We start from the raw sequence: 16,038 nt of genomic DNA, 5'->3' as shown, positions 1-16,038 counted from the left end.
ATGGCTGCAGTGTTGCCCAACCCGATTTCCAACACATCCATGTCGGGGCTGGCGCGCGCATTACTCCAGGCCGGTCGCCTGTCGGCAGTGCAAGCCGAGACCCTCAGCAAACAAGCCAGTACCGACAAGACCCAGTTCATCGACGCATTGATCTCGTCGGGCATCATCGATGCACGGTCGCTGGCCAATTTTTGTTCCGAGACGTTCGGCTATCCGTTACTCGACTTCTCGCTGTTTAATATGGCACTGCGGCCGGAAGGCGTCATCGATAACAAGCTCATGCAAAGCCAGCGCGTCATTGCGCTTGCCAAGCGCGGCAACAAGATTTCGATCGCGATCTCGGATCCTACCAATACGGCAGTCCTCGACCAGATCAAATTCCAGACCGAACTGACGGTCGAACCCGTTATCGTCGAACACACGGGTCTGCTCCAGCTCATCGAGCTGTTCGGCAAGAGCGCAGAAACCTATCTCAATGACATCAGTGGTGACGGCCTCGACATCGACTTCGCCATCGAAGAAACGGTCAGTCAGAACGATCCCGGCTTGACCGACATCGATGACGCGCCGATCGTCAAGTTCCTGCAAAAAATGCTGCTCGACGCCATCAACATGGGCGCATCCGACTTGCACTTCGAACCCTTTGAAAAGTTCTACCGGATCCGTTTTCGCGTCGACGGCGTGCTGCGCGAAATCGCCCAGCCACCGTTGGCCGTCAAGGAAAAACTCGCCTCGCGCATCAAGGTCATTTCCAAGCTCGATATTTCCGAGAAGCGGGTACCGCAAGACGGCCGCATGAAGCTCGTCTTGAGCAAGACACGTTCGATCGACTTTCGTGTCAGCACCCTGCCGACCCTGTTTGGTGAAAAAATCGTCATGCGTATTCTCGACGGTTCGCAAGCGCAAATGGGCATTGAGGCACTCGGCTACGATCCCGACCAAAAAGAAACGCTGATGAACGCAATCCAGCGGCCGTATGGCATGGTGCTGGTCACTGGCCCGACCGGTTCGGGCAAGACGGTCTCGCTGTACACCTGCCTGAACATCCTGAACCAGCCCGGCATCAACATCGCCACGGCCGAAGACCCGGCAGAAATCAACCTGCCCGGCGTCAACCAGGTCAACATCAACGACCGGGCGGGCCTGACCTTCCCCGTCGCACTGAAAGCCTTCCTGCGCCAGGATCCGGACATCATCATGGTCGGCGAAATCCGTGATCTCGAAACCGCCGATATCGCGATCAAGGCGGCGCAAACCGGCCACATGGTCTTTTCGACCCTGCATACCAACGATGCACCCTCGACGCTGACACGGCTAATGAACATGGGCGTCGCGCCCTTCAATATTGCCTCATCAGTGATCCTGATCACCGCGCAGCGGCTGGTGCGCCGGCTCTGCACCTGCAAGATCGCGGCCGATATCCCCAATGAAGTCCTGCTCGAAGCCGGCTTCAGTGCGGAGGATATCGATGGCAAGTGGACACCCAACAAGGCCGTCGGTTGCGAGCGCTGCAGTGGCAGCGGTTACAAAGGACGACTCGGCATCTACCAGATCATGCCGATCACCGAAGACATAGAGCGGATCATCCTGAGTCATGGCACCGCCCTTGAAATCGAAGCGCAAGCCAAGCTTGACGGCGTGCGCACACTGCGCCAGTCAGGCCTCGTGAAGGTCAGGCAGGGCTTGACCAGCCTCGAGGAAATCCTTGTCAGTACCAATGAGTAATCAAGAATAACCCAGGAGTAATCATGGCAACCGCAGCCCGAAAAACAGGTGGGTCACTGGCCGTCAAGGAATCAATCTACGCCTGGGAAGGCAAGGACAAGGCGGGCAAGATGGTCCGCGGCGAAATGCGCGCCAACGGCGAAGCCATCGTCAATGCAACACTGCGCCGCCAGGGCGTCATGACTACCAAGGTCAAGAAAAAAAACTTCCGTGGCGGCAAAAAAATTACCGACAAGGACATCAGCCTGTTCACCCGTCAATTGGCCACGATGATGAAGGCCGGCGTACCGTTGCTGCAATCGTTTGATATCGTTGCCAAGGGCCATGCCAATCCGTCGATGTCAAAGCTGATCATGGAAATCCGAAGTGATGTCGAAACCGGTACCAGCCTGAATCAGGCCTTCCGTAAATTCCCGCTGTATTTCGATCCGCTGTTCTGCAACCTGGTCGGTGCCGGCGAACAGGCAGGTATCCTGGAAGACTTGCTGACCCGACTGGCGATCTACAAGGAAAAGACAATCGCCATCAAAGGCAAGATCAAGTCGGCGCTGTTTTATCCGATCTCGATTCTGGTCGTTGCCTTTGTCGTCACCGCCGTGATCATGATTTTCGTCGTCCCCGCCTTCAAGGAAGTATTCAAGAGCTTCGGTGCAGATTTACCTGGACCAACGCTGATCGTGATGGCGATCTCGGATTTTTTCGTGTCCTACTGGTATCTGATCTTCGGCCTGCTTTTTGGTAGCGTCTACCTGTTTTTCCAGTCCTGGCGGCGCTCGCTCAAAGTCCAGCGCTTCATGGACCGGGCGCTGCTGCAAGCACCGATCTTTGGTGCGGTCATCCGCAAAGCGACCATCGCGCGCTGGACGCGCACGCTCGCGACTATGTTCGCCGCCGGCGTACCGTTAGTCGAGTCACTCGATTCGGTCGGCGGAGCAGCAGGCAACGCCGTGTATCTCGATGCGACCAAGAAAATCCAGTCCGAAGTCAGCACCGGCACCAGCCTCACGGTGGCGATGCAAAACGCCAACGTCTTCCCGAACATGGTGACCCAGATGGTTTCGATCGGCGAAGAGTCAGGCTCGCTCGACAATATGCTGGGCAAGGTCGCCGACTTCTATGAAAACGAAGTCGATGATGCCGTCGCCGCCATTTCCAGCCTGATGGAACCGCTGATCATGGTCGTTCTCGGTGTCATCATTGGTGGTCTGGTTATTGCGATGTACTTGCCGATCTTTAAGTTGGGAGCCGTGGTTTGATGCAGGATTTTGCAGTTTTTGCGACGCCCGGCAATGCGTTGGGCGCGGCCATTGCCGGTCTGCTCGGCTTGCTGATTGGCAGTTTTCTGAACGTTGTCATTTATCGGATGCCGAAGATGATGCAACGTGAATCCGATAATTATGTCGCCAGTGAAAGCGGGCGGCCGTTGCCGCACACCGACCGCTACAACCTGATGTTGCCGCGCTCAGCCTGTCCGCATTGTCACCACGCCATCAGCGGCATCGAGAATATTCCCGTCATCAGTTATCTGGCGCTGGGCGGGAAATGCAAGCAGTGCAAGGAACCGATTTCGGCGCGCTACCCGCTCGTCGAATTGTTCACGGCGCTGATGTCGGCCGCGCTGATCTGGCATTTCGGTGCAGGGATCACCGGCCTGGCGGCGCTGATCTTTGCCTGGCTACTTATTGCGATGAGCGGCATTGATGCCGACACCCAGTTGCTGCCGGATGATCTGACCTATCCGTTGCTGTGGATCGGCTTGTTATTGAACATCCACGCTACCTTCGTGCCGCTCAGTGATGCCGTCATCGGTGCCGTTGCCGGCTATCTGTGCCTGTGGACGATCTACTGGGTTTTTAAACTGCTGACCGGCAAGGAGGGCATGGGCTATGGCGACTTCAAGTTACTTGCTGCGCTAGGTGCCTGGATGGGCTGGCAAATGCTGCCTCTGATTATCCTGCTGTCGTCACTCGTTGGTGCCGTAGTCGGCCTCTGCCTGATCCTGTTCGGCAAGCACGGACGGGATAATCCGATCCCGTTCGGACCGTATCTGGCCGCAGCCGGGCTGCTGGCTCTGCTAGCGGGCCAGGCCCTGACGCGGTCGTACATGCAGTGGCTGGCGTGACCGTCGCCGGCTCCGGCGATTTTTCAGTCGGTCTGACCGGCGGTATCGGCAGCGGCAAGAGTACCGTTGCGGACCTGTTCGCTGAACGCGGCGTCACATTGATTGATGCCGATCTGATTGCACACCATCTGACCGAGCCCGGCGGTACTGCACTGCCAGCCATCGCCAGGTCGTTTGGTACGCAATTCCTGCAAGCAGATGGGGCGATGAACCGCGCGATGATGCGCGACCGGGTATTCAGTGATCCGGTCGCCAAAAAAAATCTCGAAGCGATCCTGCATCCGCTGATCAGACAGGAAGTGGCGCGCGCCGCCGCGCAGGCAACCGGCCTGTACACACTCTTCGTGGTGCCGCTGTTAGTGGAGTCCGGCCACTGGCGCGAACGGGTCACGCGCATTCTGGTCGTTGATTGTCCGGAAAAACTGCAAATCGCACGTGTCATGCAACGTAATGGCCTCACTGAAGAGCAGGTTCATGCCATCATGGCGACCCAGGCCACGCGCGCACAACGGCACGCGGCGGCCGATGACCTGATCTGCAATGATGGCGATACGGCTGCGCTGGTACCGCAGGTCGAGCGTCTGCATGCGCTGTACTGCGCGCTGGCCGCGTCGCCGTGACGCCGGCGCATGTCTGCGTTTGTAATTTCACGCTGCATCGTTCAGAATCATGCCAGTATCGGTTGCCGAACTTTTTAGGGATGCCATTTTGATTGTTTACGAATACCCTTTCAATGAGCGTATTCGCACGTTGCTGCGACTCGAAGACCTGTACGAAAAATTTGCTTTTTTCCTGCACCAGGAACACCCGCTGCAACACCACGTCGCGCTCTCCACGATTTTCGAGATGCTTGAAGTGGCCGGTCGCGCTGATCTGAAATCGGATCTCTTGCAGGAACTCGAACGACAAAAGCAGACCTTGATGGGCTTCCGTTCAAATCCGAACGTGCAACCCGAACGCCTCGACGCCGTACTCGCCGAACTCGACCAGATCAGCAGCGCATTAATCGCTGCCCAAGGCAAAACCGGCCAGAACGTGCGCGACAATGAATGGCTGATGAGCATCCGCGGACGCACCATCATTCCCGGCGGGGCCTGCGAATTTGATTTGCCATCGTATTACGCGTGGCAGCAGGGCCCGCCCCAAAAACGCTTCGATGACATCGCCGCCTGGTTTGCACCGATGGCACCGCTGTTCGGCGCGATCAATCTGGTACTGCGTCTGTTGCGCGAATCCGGGCGCGCCGCCCCGATGGTGGCGCACGCCGGCAGCTACCAACAAATGTTGCAGGGCAAGGTCTACCAGATGCTGCGCTTGACCATCGATGGACAGCTTGGCGCGATTCCGGAAATTTCCGCCAACAAGTACATGCTGTGGGTACGTTTTACGTCACAGGATGGCGACATGAAACCCAAACCCAGCGAAGCAGATGTGCCGTTTGAACTGACCCTCTGCAACTTTTAACACCCTCTTTTTTTAAGTGACTACCAGCACATGGCAACAGTAGTGGATTGCCCGACCTGCGGCACCAAGGTGACATGGTCGGAAGCCAGCAAGTACCGTCCGTTCTGCTCCGAACGCTGTAAACAGATTGATCTCGGCGCATGGGCCGAAGAAAAATACACCATCCCGGGAAGCCCGCCGCTCGATGACCCGGACGCGGACCCCGACGAGACACCACAACGCTGATGCGAGTCGTCAGCAAGAACAGGTGTGCGCTCTTGTCCGCGCATCAACTGTTGCTGCGTGACTCCCTGCTCTCGCCAAAACGCAGCTGATCAAGCCACGCAATCAATGGAATCGTCGCCGGTAATAGCGGCGCAAGGTCGACCCTTCCCTGCCAGGCAAAAGCCTGTCCTTCCAGACTTTGTGGCAAGCCGTGCCAATCCTCACTGATGTAAAAATGCAGCCGGACATGCGCGTGCGGGTAGACATGCTCGACGCCGCACCATGGCCGCGCACTGCGTATGTCGATACCGAGTTCTTCGACGAACTCACGCTGCAAGGCCGCGAAAATCGATTCCCCCGGCTCGACTTTGCCACCGGGGAATTCCCAGTAGCCGGCATACGGCTTGCCGGCCGGACGCTGGCCCAGCAAGACATCGCCATTCGGTTGCATCAGGATGCCGACCGCCACGTCGATCGGGACGGCCACGGGAGCATGATCAGCCATGCAGCTTGCCGGCATAATCACGCGCAAATTGCCATGCCACCCGGCCCGAGCGCGAACCGCGCTGCAAGGCCCAGCGCAGGGCATCGCCACGCGCTGCCAGCACCTGCTCGGGCGTAGAACCAAAATGCAATAGCCAGTGTCCGGCAATGGCCAGATAGTCATCCTGCTTGAACGGATAGAACGATACCCACAGGCCAAAGCGCTCGGACAGCGAAATTTTTTCTTCGACGGTTTCCCCCGGATGCAAATCCCCTGACTCATCGTTCCGGTACGTGGCGTTGTCGGCCATCCGTTCCGGCATCAGGTGGCGCCGGTTCGAGGTAGCGTAGATCAGCACGTTGTCCGATTGGGCGGCAATACTGCCATCGAGCGCCACCTTCAGTGCCTTGTAGCCATGCTCGCCTTCCTCGAAGGACAGGTCGTCGCAAAAAATGATGAACCGTTCCGGCCGACCCGCGATCAGATCGACGATGTCGGCCAGGTCGGCCAGGTCTTCCTTGTCGACTTCGATCAGGCGCAGGCCCTGTGCCGCAAACTGGTTCAGGCACGCCTTGATCAAAGAGGATTTTCCGGTACCCCGTGCGCCAGTGAGCAACACGTTGTTGGCCGGCCGGCCACGCACGAACTGCAGCGTGTTCTGTTCGATCTGTTCTTTTTGCGGTGCGATGTTCTGCAAGTCGGATAACGCAATCGTGGCGACTTGCCGCACTGCCTGCAAGCTGCCGATACCGTTACGCTTGCGCCAGCGGAATGCGGTACCGGCCTGCCAGTCGATCGCGGCAGGACTTTGTGGCAAGACTGCCTCGAGGCGAGCCAGCAGGTGTTCGGCACGTTGTAAAAATTGGTCTAGCTGGGTCATGGGTCAGGTGTCTGTTGGGAACGAAAATTAGGAACGGTAGTCGGCGTTGATGGTGACGTAATCGTGCGACAAGTCACAGGTCCAGATGGTGGCCGCTGCAGCGCCACGACCGAGTTTGACACGCACCGTGATTTCGCTCTGCTTCATCACGCGCTGGCCATCGGCTTCCTGATAGGCCGGATTGCGACCGCCATGACGCGCCACCAGGACGTCGTCGAGGTACAAGTCGAGCTTGCTCACATCCAGGTCATCAATACCGGCATAGCCGATCGCCGCAAGGATGCGGCCAAGATTCGGATCGGACGCAAAAAAAGCCGTCTTGACCAGCGGTGAATGGCCAATCGAATAGGCGATCTTGCGGCACTCCTCGATGCTCACGCCCTCTTCAACCGTGACGGTGATGAACTTGGTCGCACCTTCGCCATCACGCACGATCATTTGCGCCAGTTCACGCGACAGGTTCGTCACGGCCTCGGCCAACAAAACGTACTCGGGCGAATCACTATCAGTGATCTGCAACTTTGCGGTGCCGGTGGCGATCAGCATGAACGAATCGTTGGTCGAGGTATCGCCATCGATCGTGATGCAGTTGAATGACTGGTCGGCCGCCTGCTTGACCATATGCTCCAGCACATTTTGCGCAACACCCGCATCCGTGGCAAGAAAGCCCAGCATGGTGGCCATGTTCGGCTTGATCATGCCGGCACCCTTGCTGATACCGGTGAGAGTAATGGTTTCGCCGTTGATGACGACGGTTGCCGAGCCGGCCTTGGGCTGGGTGTCGGTGGTCATGATAGTTTCAGCGGCGTTGAACCAGTTATCGGCACGCAGGTTACCCAGTGCTTGCGGCAGACCGGCATTGACGCGCGCCACCGGCAGCGGCTCAAGGATCACACCCGTCGAAAACGGCAGGATTTGTGCAGCGTCGCAGCCCAGCAAACCAGCCAGCGCATCGCACACGGCGTTGGCATCGGCAAGGCCGGCTTCACCGGTTCCTGCATTGGCATTACCGGTATTGATGACCAGTGCACGGATCGGTGTGCCGGCGATGTGCAAGCCTTCCAGATGGGCCTTGCAGACTTGTACCGGAGCCGCACAAAAGCGGTTGAGCGTGAACACCCCGGCCACGGTAGCCGTCGGTGCCAGCGTCATGACCAGCACGTCCTTGCGATTGGGCTTGCGCACGCCGGCTTCGGCATGGCCAAGTTCGATGCCAGGGACCGGTTTCAGGTTCGCAGCAATGGGGAGAGGAGAATTAACGGCCATGGTGTCGGAGCAATCTGAGTGGTTGATCAAGGGAGCGAATAATAAGCCTGACGCTATTGTAGGCGAGTGAATTTGCGGTCGTAAAAAAAGGCAGGAAATCCTGCCTTTTTTAATCACAGTAACCGGTCAGGACAACTTGCCGTGGCACTGCTTGTACTTCTTGCCGCTGCCGCACGGGCACGGATCGTTGCGGCCGACCTTCATCGCATTGACCAGTGGCTCGTCGGTCTCGCTGGCCGGCTTGACAGTCGGTGCGAGCAACTCGGAGGGGTCCAGATCAGGATTGAAGTCGTCGTGCTGGAAATTGACATTGGCCAACCTGGTTTGCGCCAGCTGTTCTTCGGCCGCATCAATCTCTTCGCGTGACTGGATCCGTACCGTCATCACGGTCTTGACGACGTCGTTCTTGATCAACTCAAGCATCTGACCGAACAACTCGAACGCTTCGCGTTTGTATTCCTGCTTGGGATTTTTTTGCGCATAGCCACGCAGATGAATACCCTGACGCAGGTGATCAAGTGCGGCGAGGTGCTCGCGCCAGTGGGTGTCGATACTGCCCAGCATGACACTGCGTTCAAAGCCGGAAAATGATTCCTTGCCGACGATGGCGATCTTGCTTTCATACAAGACATCGGCAGCCTGGAGTACCTTGTCGAGCAACTCTTCGTCTGTCATGCTGTCGTTCGCAGCCAGGGTCTCTACCAGCGGCACATCGAGCGTCCACTCCGCTACCAGCGCGGCTTGCAGCGCCGGTACGCTCCATTGCTCTTCGACCGACTCGGCCGGAACATACTCGCGGAACAGATCATTGAATACGCCATGGCGCAGCGATGCAATGAGCGGTGTCACATCACTGGCTTCGAGCAGTTCGTTACGCTGGGTGTAAATCACCTTGCGCTGGTCGTTGGCGACGTCATCGTATTCGAGCAGTTGCTTGCGAATATCGAAGTTGCGTGCCTCGACTTTACGCTGCGCCGATTCGATCGAGCGCGACACGATACCGGCTTCGATCGGTTCGCCTTCCGGCATCTTGAGCCGGTCCATGATCGCGCGTACCCGGTCACCGGCAAAAATACGCAACAGCGCATCATCGAGCGACAGATAGAAGCGCGAGGAACCCGGATCACCCTGACGGGCCGAGCGACCGCGCAACTGGTTATCGACGCGACGCGATTCATGCCGCTCGGTACCGATGATGTGCAGGCCACCGGCCTTCACGACATGGTCATGCAGCGACTGCCACTCGTCGCGCAGTTTTTGGATGCGGACCTGTTTGTCTGCATCGCTGAGAGCGTCGTCGGCTTCGACATGCTGCGACTGCTTTTCAACGCTGCCGCCCAGCACGATGTCGGTACCGCGACCGGCCATGTTGGTGGCGATCGTGATGGCTTTCGGACGACCTGCCTGCGCAATGATCTCGGCTTCGCGGGCATGCTGCTTGGCGTTAAGCACGTTGTGCGGCAGACCTGCGGTATCCAGAATGCCCGACAGCAGTTCGGAATTTTCGATCGAGGTAGTTCCCACCAGCACCGGCTGTCCGCGCTCGTAGCAATCCTTGATGTCGACCAGCATGGCCTTGTATTTTTCTTCGTTGGTCTTGTAGACCTGGTCTTGCCTGTCCTTGCGCTGGTTCGGCCGGTTCTGCGGAATCACGACCGTTTCAAGACTGTAGATTTCCTGGAACTCGTAGGCTTCGGTATCAGCCGTACCGGTCATGCCGGAGAGCTTGCCGTACATCCGGAAATAATTCTGGAAAGTGATCGACGCCAGCGTCTGATTTTCGTTCTGGATCTTGACGTGCTCTTTCGACTCGACCGCCTGGTGCAATCCGTCGGACCAGCGCCGGCCGGTCATCAGGCGACCGGTGAATTCATCGACGATGACGACTTCATTGTCCTGCACCACGTAGTGCTGGTCCTTGTGATAGAGCGTATGCGCACGCAGCGCGGCATACAGGTGATGAATCAGCGTGATGTTGGCCGAGTCGTACAGCGACGCGCCTTCCGGCAGCAGGCCCATGTTGGTCAGGATCTGCTCGGCTTTTTCGTGACCGGCTTCGGTCAGCAGCACCTGATGGGCTTTTTCGTCCTTGGTGAAGTCCCCGGGAACGCTGACAGTGCTCTTGCCATCCGGCGTTTCTTCGCCGATCTGCAAGGTCAGCAGTGGCGGCACTTCATTGATCTTGTGATACAGCTCGGTATGATTTTCTGCCTGGCCGGAAATAATCAGCGGCGTGCGGGCTTCGTCGATCAGGATCGAATCGACTTCGTCGACGATCGCAAAATTGAGGCTGCGCTGGACCCGGTCGGCGGCATCGAACACCATGTTGTCGCGCAGGTAGTCGAAGCCGAATTCATTGTTGGTACCGTAGGTAATGTCCGCCGCGTAGGCCAGCTGTTTGTCGTCATGATCCATCTGCGACAGATTCACGCCACTCGACAGGCCGAGCCAGAGATACAGCCGCCCCATCCATTCGGCGTCGCGCTGCGCGAGGTAATCATTGACGGTCACCACGTGCACGCCCTTGCCAGCCAGTGCATTGAGGTAGGCCGGCAAAGTTGCCATCAGCGTCTTGCCCTCGCCAGTTCCCATTTCGGCAATCTTGCCGTAATGGAGCACCATGCCGCCGACCAACTGCACATCAAAGTGTCGCATCTTCAGTACGCGCCGACTGGCTTCGCGACAGACCGCGAACGCCTCAGGCAGAAGTGCGTCAACCGATTCACCCTTGGCAATACGCTCGCGGAATGCCGGCGTCCTGGCCTGCAGTTCCGCGTCGGACAGTTTCTCGATGACGGGTTCCATCGCGTTGATCTCGCGTACCGTTTTTTGATATTGCTTGAGCAGGCGCTGGTTGCGGCTACCGAAAATCTGGGTCAGTAATGACATGCTTGGATTCTAAAATAGGCGCCGTTGATACCGCTAAAAACAGCAGGCTGAACGAGCAAGCTGGGCGCGACAGAAACGGACGTGAGCGGAAAAAGAAGTGAGTTTATCATGCGATATTACGAACGTTGGGGTTACGCACAGGGAAACAATAGCTAACTAATCATAACCAACTATTTTCGCGTCACTTGCGGCACGGCGGCCTGACCCGCGCCGGCAATCAGGAATTTGTGCGGATCTTGCTGAACGCCCTTGACCAGCACCTCGAAATGCAGATGCGCCCCGGTCGAACGGCCAGTGGTGCCGATGTCAGCCACATGCTGGCCCCGTTGCACGATGTCGCCGACTTTCATCAGCAGACGCGAAGCATGGGCATAGCGGGTCACAATATCGTTGCCGTGATCGATCTCCAGCATGTTGCCAAACTGAGAATGGAATTCGGCCGCGATCACCACACCGCCCGCAGCGGCGATGATCGCCGTGCCGGTCGGCGCAGGAAAATCAATGCCCTCATGAAAAGTACTGCGACCAGTGAACGGATCCATGCGCCAGCCAAAACCGGACGCATTGTAGGACACGTTGACCGGCTGTATTGTCGGCAGCAACTTGCTGCGTATCTTATCGAACATAAGGGTGGACTCGACCGCATTCATGTAATCGGAACGATGTTCAATATCGACGACCAGCGCATCGAGCGCTTGCTGGAACTGGCTGATACCCAGGGGCGGCGCAACGCGAGCGTTTGGCGGCGCGGCCCCGCCGCGGCCCGGCAATTCCTTGAAATTGAACTCTTCCGGCTTCACTCCGGACAGGCCCTGAACCCGTTCGCCGAGTGCATCGAGACGCATCAACTGGGCTTGCATTTCGCCTAGCTTGATGGCCATGGCGGCGATATTTTCGCGAACATACCGATCGTTGCGCGCAACCTCGCCCTGATTGCCGGCATCAAGCAGTTTCTGCACCGACGGCGAATACATATTGATTGCGTGCGTCAGCGTCAACCAGGTCATTGCCGCCGTGGCACCAAGCACCAGCACCACGAGCAGCGCGATCGCCAGCAAACCGTGTCTGAGCGTGAGCGTGACCGATCGGGCTTGCGTAAAACGCGGGTGCAGCAAAATAATTTGCATCTCGACTCCGTTGATTCCTTGATTCCTTGATTCCTTGATTCCCTGATTCCTTGATACGTCTGCGGCGCAGCGCCAGCTAATGGATCTCGGTGCGATCTGCAACGGAATCAATTATGGTAAGGTTTCGCGATGACGAGCCCCTCCACTTTCGTACCCGCCAGGACCACACTCCGGAAAAAACCGACCTCGCACGGCATCACCGATTTTTTGCAACGCCATGACAAGATGGCGGCGCTGCTGCCATCGATTACGCGCATGATGTCCTTGCAAGCCGACTGTGCTGCGACGTTGCCGGCGATGTTTGCCGGCTGCGCTGTCTTGCAGTTCGAGTCGAACCAGCTGGTGCTGTCGACACCGAACGCTGCCCTGGCATCAAAACTCAAGCAACAGCTACCAAAACTTCAGGATGCCTTGCTTCAACGTGGCTGGCAAGTTAATGCAATTAGACTGAAAGTGCAAGTTGGCCGACCGCGTGACAATCCGCCTCCGCAGAAGCAACTGAGATTACCCGACCCGGCCGTGTCGGCATTGACGCAACTCGAAGGCGCGCTAGAAAACACGCCGCGCAATGCCACGTTGCTGGCTGCCATTCGTGCTTTGGCCAATCGGCCCAGATCACAAACTGCATAAACCGCACAAACCGTACAAACCAAATAGTCACCAGGAAATAAAAAACTTAAGCCAAGTCTATTGGCTTATTGCGCGCGGTTACAGCGAAAATCCTCCTCATTTGATTGCAAAACACCACGGGCTTCTTTGGCTATACAACCCGGACGGTTATACTTGGTCGCAGCAATGGCACGATTCGACTGGACGGATTCACAATGCGGACACGTGCTTAATCATTGCGCGAGCAACCAAATGGCTTCGTAACCATCAATTAACCCCGAGCGTCAGTCGCCACAACATTGGCGCGCACGACTTGCCGTTTGAAAGAATCTTTAGTGCCACAAAAAAAATCTGTCGACGCATTCGCACGCTCGCTACTCGCATGGATGTTTTTTCTGTACCCGATTTCACTGGCCCTCAACAAAACCATGAACGAGGCGTTATCCATTGCCTTGTTCGCGTTTTCCTGTGGCTACCTGGCATTGCGTCCGGCCGCACTGAAGGCGGCCTGCGCACGCAGTCGCTGGCCCTGGTTGCTGGCGCTGTGCGTGCCGCTGCTGCTGGCGGTAGCACAACATTTTTTCCTGCCACAACCATTGCCTCTGCGCGACATGGATGAAGTGTCTCGCTTCGTTGCCTGCATCCCGGTTTATTTTGCGGTGCTGATGCTGCGCCCCTCGATCCGCCCCTTTCTCTGGAGTTGCCTGCTTTTTCTGCTCGTGACGGTACCGCAGATGTTCTGGCATCTGCATGTGCTGGGACTATCGCGTAGCGTGCTGCCCAACGGTTTTGTGGGAATCATTCCGCATACCTCGATCGCACTGATTCTTGGCACGCTCGCTCTTACGCTGCTGGTGCAACCGGATGGATCGCTGCGACGGCGCTGGCTGGCCATTCCGATGATTGGCACCGCGCTGGCCGTGCCGCTACTCACGCAAACCCGCAGCGGCCTGCTGCTGGCATTGTGTCTCGGCGTACTACTCTGGCTACTGCTGCCAAACAAACGCATCAAGACATTGCTGATTAGCGCGGTGACCGTGTTGCTCATCATTGGCGCGGTGGTCTCGAACAGCACACTGTGGTCGCGCTCGGATCAGACGCTGACCGAAATCGAACATTACGTTTCAGAAGACAAGACCGCGATGACCTCCGCGACGACCCGTATCGAGTTATGGCGCTTCGCCGGCAAGATGTTTGTCGCGCACCCGCTGATCGGGATCGGCAATCACCGTTTTCAGGCGGAACTGGAAACGTACCAGGTCGCTGGCGACACCCCGTCCGATCTCGGCATGTACACCCATCCGCACAATGAATTCCTGAAATCCGCCGCCGAGGGTGGCCTCGCCGGTGTGCTTGCTCTGATGCTGCTGTATTTTGTTCCGCTGGACGCGGCCAGAAGGCGTTACTTCCGCGCGCCGTCGGCAGCCAATCCGGCACTGTTGATCATTGTTGTTTCGACCGGATTTCTCATCGCTGGCCTGGTCGACGTGGTCCTGATATGGCGTCCGACCATCATGTTTTACGGATTGGTCACCAGCCTGCTGCTGGCCTACATGGATAACGCGGATAACGCGGAAAAACAGGTCGCCGCGTGATCCGTATTGACTGCATTTCGTTGCCGGACCAACTGGATCGACGTGCCTTCATGCGCCGGCAGTTTGAACAGCATGACCTGCCATACCGGTTCTTCGACGCCATACGGGTCAACACCAGCTGGCCGGCCATTTACGACCGCAAGCGACGACTGGCCTACAGCGGCATCGACCTGCGTCCCGGCGAGATGGGCTGCTATTTAAGCCACCGTGCGGTATGGACCGAGTTCCTTGCCAGTGACGACGCGCTTTGCCTGGTTCTCGAAGATGATGTCGGTCTGTCGCCGGACTTTACCAGCGTCGTCGAGGCGCTCTGTGCAGCGCACGCGCAATGGCAATTCGTCCGTCTGTACGCGATGTTCAAAAAAGAAGCCTTTCCGGTACAACGACTTACCGGACCCTATGCACTGGTCGATTACCTGAATCAGCCAAACGGAACGCAAGGCTATCTGCTCAACCGGGTCGCCGCCGAACGTCTGCTGCGCTATACCGCCGTCATGTCGGCGGCCATCGATACGGCGATCGACCGCGAGTGGGAGCATGGCGTGACCATCAGGGGGATCGAGCCGTACGTGCTATCGCATGACGATCTCTTCGAGACCACACTGGGCCAGGCCGGCAACAGTGCGCTGTCAGTGCGGCGCAAACTGCTGCGCGAAGTCCACCGCATCGGCACCAGCCTGCGCAAACGCCTCTGGCTATTCAGAAAAAAAAGACGCCTGCAAGCAGGCTTACGCAACTAGTTTCTCATCCATTCCTGCGTGGCCTGACGCACATAGGTTGGCGGTGCCTGGTCGATCGACGCGAAGCTGACAATCTCGTAGGAATCCGGTGCCGCCAGCAAGGCCCGCAGCAATTGATTGTTGAGTCCATGTCCGGATTTGTGCGCGACATAGCTGGCCAGCAGCGGATGACCAATCAGGTACAGGTCACCGATGGCATCGAGAATCTTGTGGCGCACGAATTCGTTATCGTAGCGCAGGCCATCGGTATTGAGGATGCGGTACTCATCCATCACGATCGCGTTTTCGAGCGAGCCGCCGCGCGCCAATCCCATCCCGCGCAACATTTCGACATCCTGCATGAAACCGAAGGTACGCGCCCGCGATACTTCCTTCACATACGATTCAATCTCGAAATCAACCTCGGCGGTCTGGCCGGTGCCATCGACCGCAGGGTGATTGAACTCGATGAAAAACTTCAGCTTGAAACCATTCATCGGCTCCAGCCGCGCCCACTTGCGCGCTGCACCGTCACCTTCGGAGACTTCGATGGGGCGCAAGACGCGGATGAATTTGCGCGCCGCTTCCTGCTCCTGCAAACCGGCTTGCTGCAGCAGATAGACAAAGGAGGAAGCAGAGCCATCCATGATCGGAATTTCTTCGGCGGTGACGTCAACGATCAGGTTGTCGATACCCAGGCCGGCACAGGCCGACATCAGATGCTCGACGGTCGATACCTTGACGCCCTGATTGTCCAGCGTCGATGCCATCCGGGTGTCGCCCACCCCCATGGCGCTGGCCGGCAGTTCTACCGGCGGATCGAGATCAACCCGGCGAAACAGGATCCCGCTATCGGGGGGTGCCGGGCGCAACGTCAGCGCGACCTTGGTGCCTGAATGCAGGCCGACGCCGACGCTCTTGACCAGTTGTTTGACAGTACGTTGTTTGAGCATG

Annotated in this window: 15 protein-coding genes; 9 read left to right on the top strand and 6 right to left on the bottom strand. The window is 57.6% G+C overall.

The features are described 5' to 3' along the window. The 6 genes from pilB to yacG all read left to right on the top strand — a co-directional run bounded on the left by pilB (window position 1) and on the right by yacG (window position 5,536). Window positions 1-1,725: a type IV-A pilus assembly ATPase PilB gene (gene pilB, locus QN370_RS09810; protein ID WP_322126289.1), complete on the top strand. Its 1,725-nt coding sequence runs from the start codon at window positions 1-3 to the stop codon at window positions 1,723-1,725. A gap of 23 nt (window positions 1,726-1,748) precedes the next feature. Beyond that, the gene (locus QN370_RS09805; RefSeq protein ID WP_322126288.1) at window positions 1,749-2,981 is read left to right on the top strand and encodes a type II secretion system F family protein; all 1,233 of its coding nucleotides are present in this window, start codon (window positions 1,749-1,751) and stop codon (window positions 2,979-2,981) included. After that, on the top strand, window positions 2,981-3,847 hold the full coding sequence (locus QN370_RS09800) for an A24 family peptidase (protein WP_322126287.1): 867 nt from the start codon (window positions 2,981-2,983) through the stop codon (window positions 3,845-3,847). The genes QN370_RS09805 and QN370_RS09800 overlap by 1 nt, the downstream gene beginning before the upstream one ends. Beyond that, entirely contained in the window at window positions 3,844-4,467 is a 624-nt protein-coding gene (coaE, locus tag QN370_RS09795) for a dephospho-CoA kinase (protein WP_322126286.1), read from the top strand. The genes QN370_RS09800 and coaE overlap by 4 nt, the downstream gene beginning before the upstream one ends. Before the next feature lie 88 nt (window positions 4,468-4,555). Then, a complete protein-coding gene (gene zapD / locus QN370_RS09790) occupies window positions 4,556-5,311 on the top strand; it encodes a cell division protein ZapD (protein ID WP_322126285.1) in 756 nt (251 codons plus the stop codon). Between the two features lie 30 nt (window positions 5,312-5,341). Beyond that, window positions 5,342-5,536: a DNA gyrase inhibitor YacG gene (gene yacG, locus QN370_RS09785; RefSeq protein ID WP_322126284.1), complete on the top strand. Its 195-nt coding sequence runs from the start codon at window positions 5,342-5,344 to the stop codon at window positions 5,534-5,536. A gap of 43 nt (window positions 5,537-5,579) precedes the next feature. On the opposite strand, the gene QN370_RS09780 is transcribed toward yacG, so the two are convergent. From QN370_RS09780 to QN370_RS09760, 5 genes are all read right to left on the bottom strand, one after another. Then, window positions 5,580-6,020: an NUDIX domain-containing protein gene (locus QN370_RS09780; RefSeq protein ID WP_322126283.1), complete on the bottom strand. Its 441-nt coding sequence runs from the start codon at window positions 6,018-6,020 to the stop codon at window positions 5,580-5,582. Then, window positions 6,013-6,879, bottom strand: coding sequence for an ATP-binding protein (locus QN370_RS09775; RefSeq protein ID WP_322126282.1), 867 nt, complete (start codon window positions 6,877-6,879; stop codon window positions 6,013-6,015). Before QN370_RS09775 ends, QN370_RS09780 begins: the two co-directional genes overlap by 8 nt. A 27-nt stretch (window positions 6,880-6,906) precedes the next feature. Continuing rightward, window positions 6,907-8,145, bottom strand: a complete 1,239-nt coding sequence (argJ, locus tag QN370_RS09770) for a bifunctional glutamate N-acetyltransferase/amino-acid acetyltransferase ArgJ (protein ID WP_322126281.1) — start codon at window positions 8,143-8,145, stop codon at window positions 6,907-6,909. Between the two features lie 126 nt (window positions 8,146-8,271). Beyond that, the gene (gene secA / locus QN370_RS09765) at window positions 8,272-11,034 is read right to left on the bottom strand and encodes a preprotein translocase subunit SecA (RefSeq protein ID WP_322126280.1); all 2,763 of its coding nucleotides are present in this window, start codon (window positions 11,032-11,034) and stop codon (window positions 8,272-8,274) included. 170 nt (window positions 11,035-11,204) lie between these two features. Beyond that, the gene (locus tag QN370_RS09760) at window positions 11,205-12,161 is read right to left on the bottom strand and encodes a M23 family metallopeptidase (RefSeq protein WP_322126279.1); all 957 of its coding nucleotides are present in this window, start codon (window positions 12,159-12,161) and stop codon (window positions 11,205-11,207) included. A 129-nt stretch (window positions 12,162-12,290) separates the two neighbouring features. Between QN370_RS09760 and QN370_RS09755 the strand changes: the two genes are divergently transcribed. From QN370_RS09755 to QN370_RS09745, 3 genes are all read left to right on the top strand, one after another. Further along, window positions 12,291-12,791 carry a hypothetical protein gene (locus QN370_RS09755; RefSeq protein WP_322126278.1) on the top strand — a complete coding sequence of 167 codons (501 nt, stop codon included), beginning with the start codon at window positions 12,291-12,293 and terminating at the stop codon, window positions 12,789-12,791. A gap of 314 nt (window positions 12,792-13,105) precedes the next feature. Then, on the top strand, window positions 13,106-14,365 hold the full coding sequence (locus tag QN370_RS09750; protein ID WP_322126277.1) for an O-antigen ligase family protein: 1,260 nt from the start codon (window positions 13,106-13,108) through the stop codon (window positions 14,363-14,365). Continuing rightward, a complete protein-coding gene (locus QN370_RS09745; protein WP_322126276.1) occupies window positions 14,362-15,105 on the top strand; it encodes a glycosyltransferase family 25 protein in 744 nt (247 codons plus the stop codon). The genes QN370_RS09750 and QN370_RS09745 overlap by 4 nt, the downstream gene beginning before the upstream one ends. Here QN370_RS09745 and lpxC read toward each other — a convergent pair. Beyond that, on the bottom strand, window positions 15,102-16,037 hold the full coding sequence (gene lpxC / locus QN370_RS09740; RefSeq protein ID WP_322126275.1) for a UDP-3-O-acyl-N-acetylglucosamine deacetylase: 936 nt from the start codon (window positions 16,035-16,037) through the stop codon (window positions 15,102-15,104). The genes QN370_RS09745 and lpxC overlap by 4 nt on opposite strands. Window position 16,038: the final 1 nt, after the last annotated feature.

This window comes from Actimicrobium sp. CCI2.3 (assembly GCF_035019065.1).
Taxonomy (GTDB): Bacteria; Pseudomonadota; Gammaproteobacteria; order Burkholderiales; family Burkholderiaceae_D; genus Actimicrobium.
Note: the sequence above shows the minus strand (reverse complement) of the source record. Positions and strands in the feature narration are given on the sequence as shown.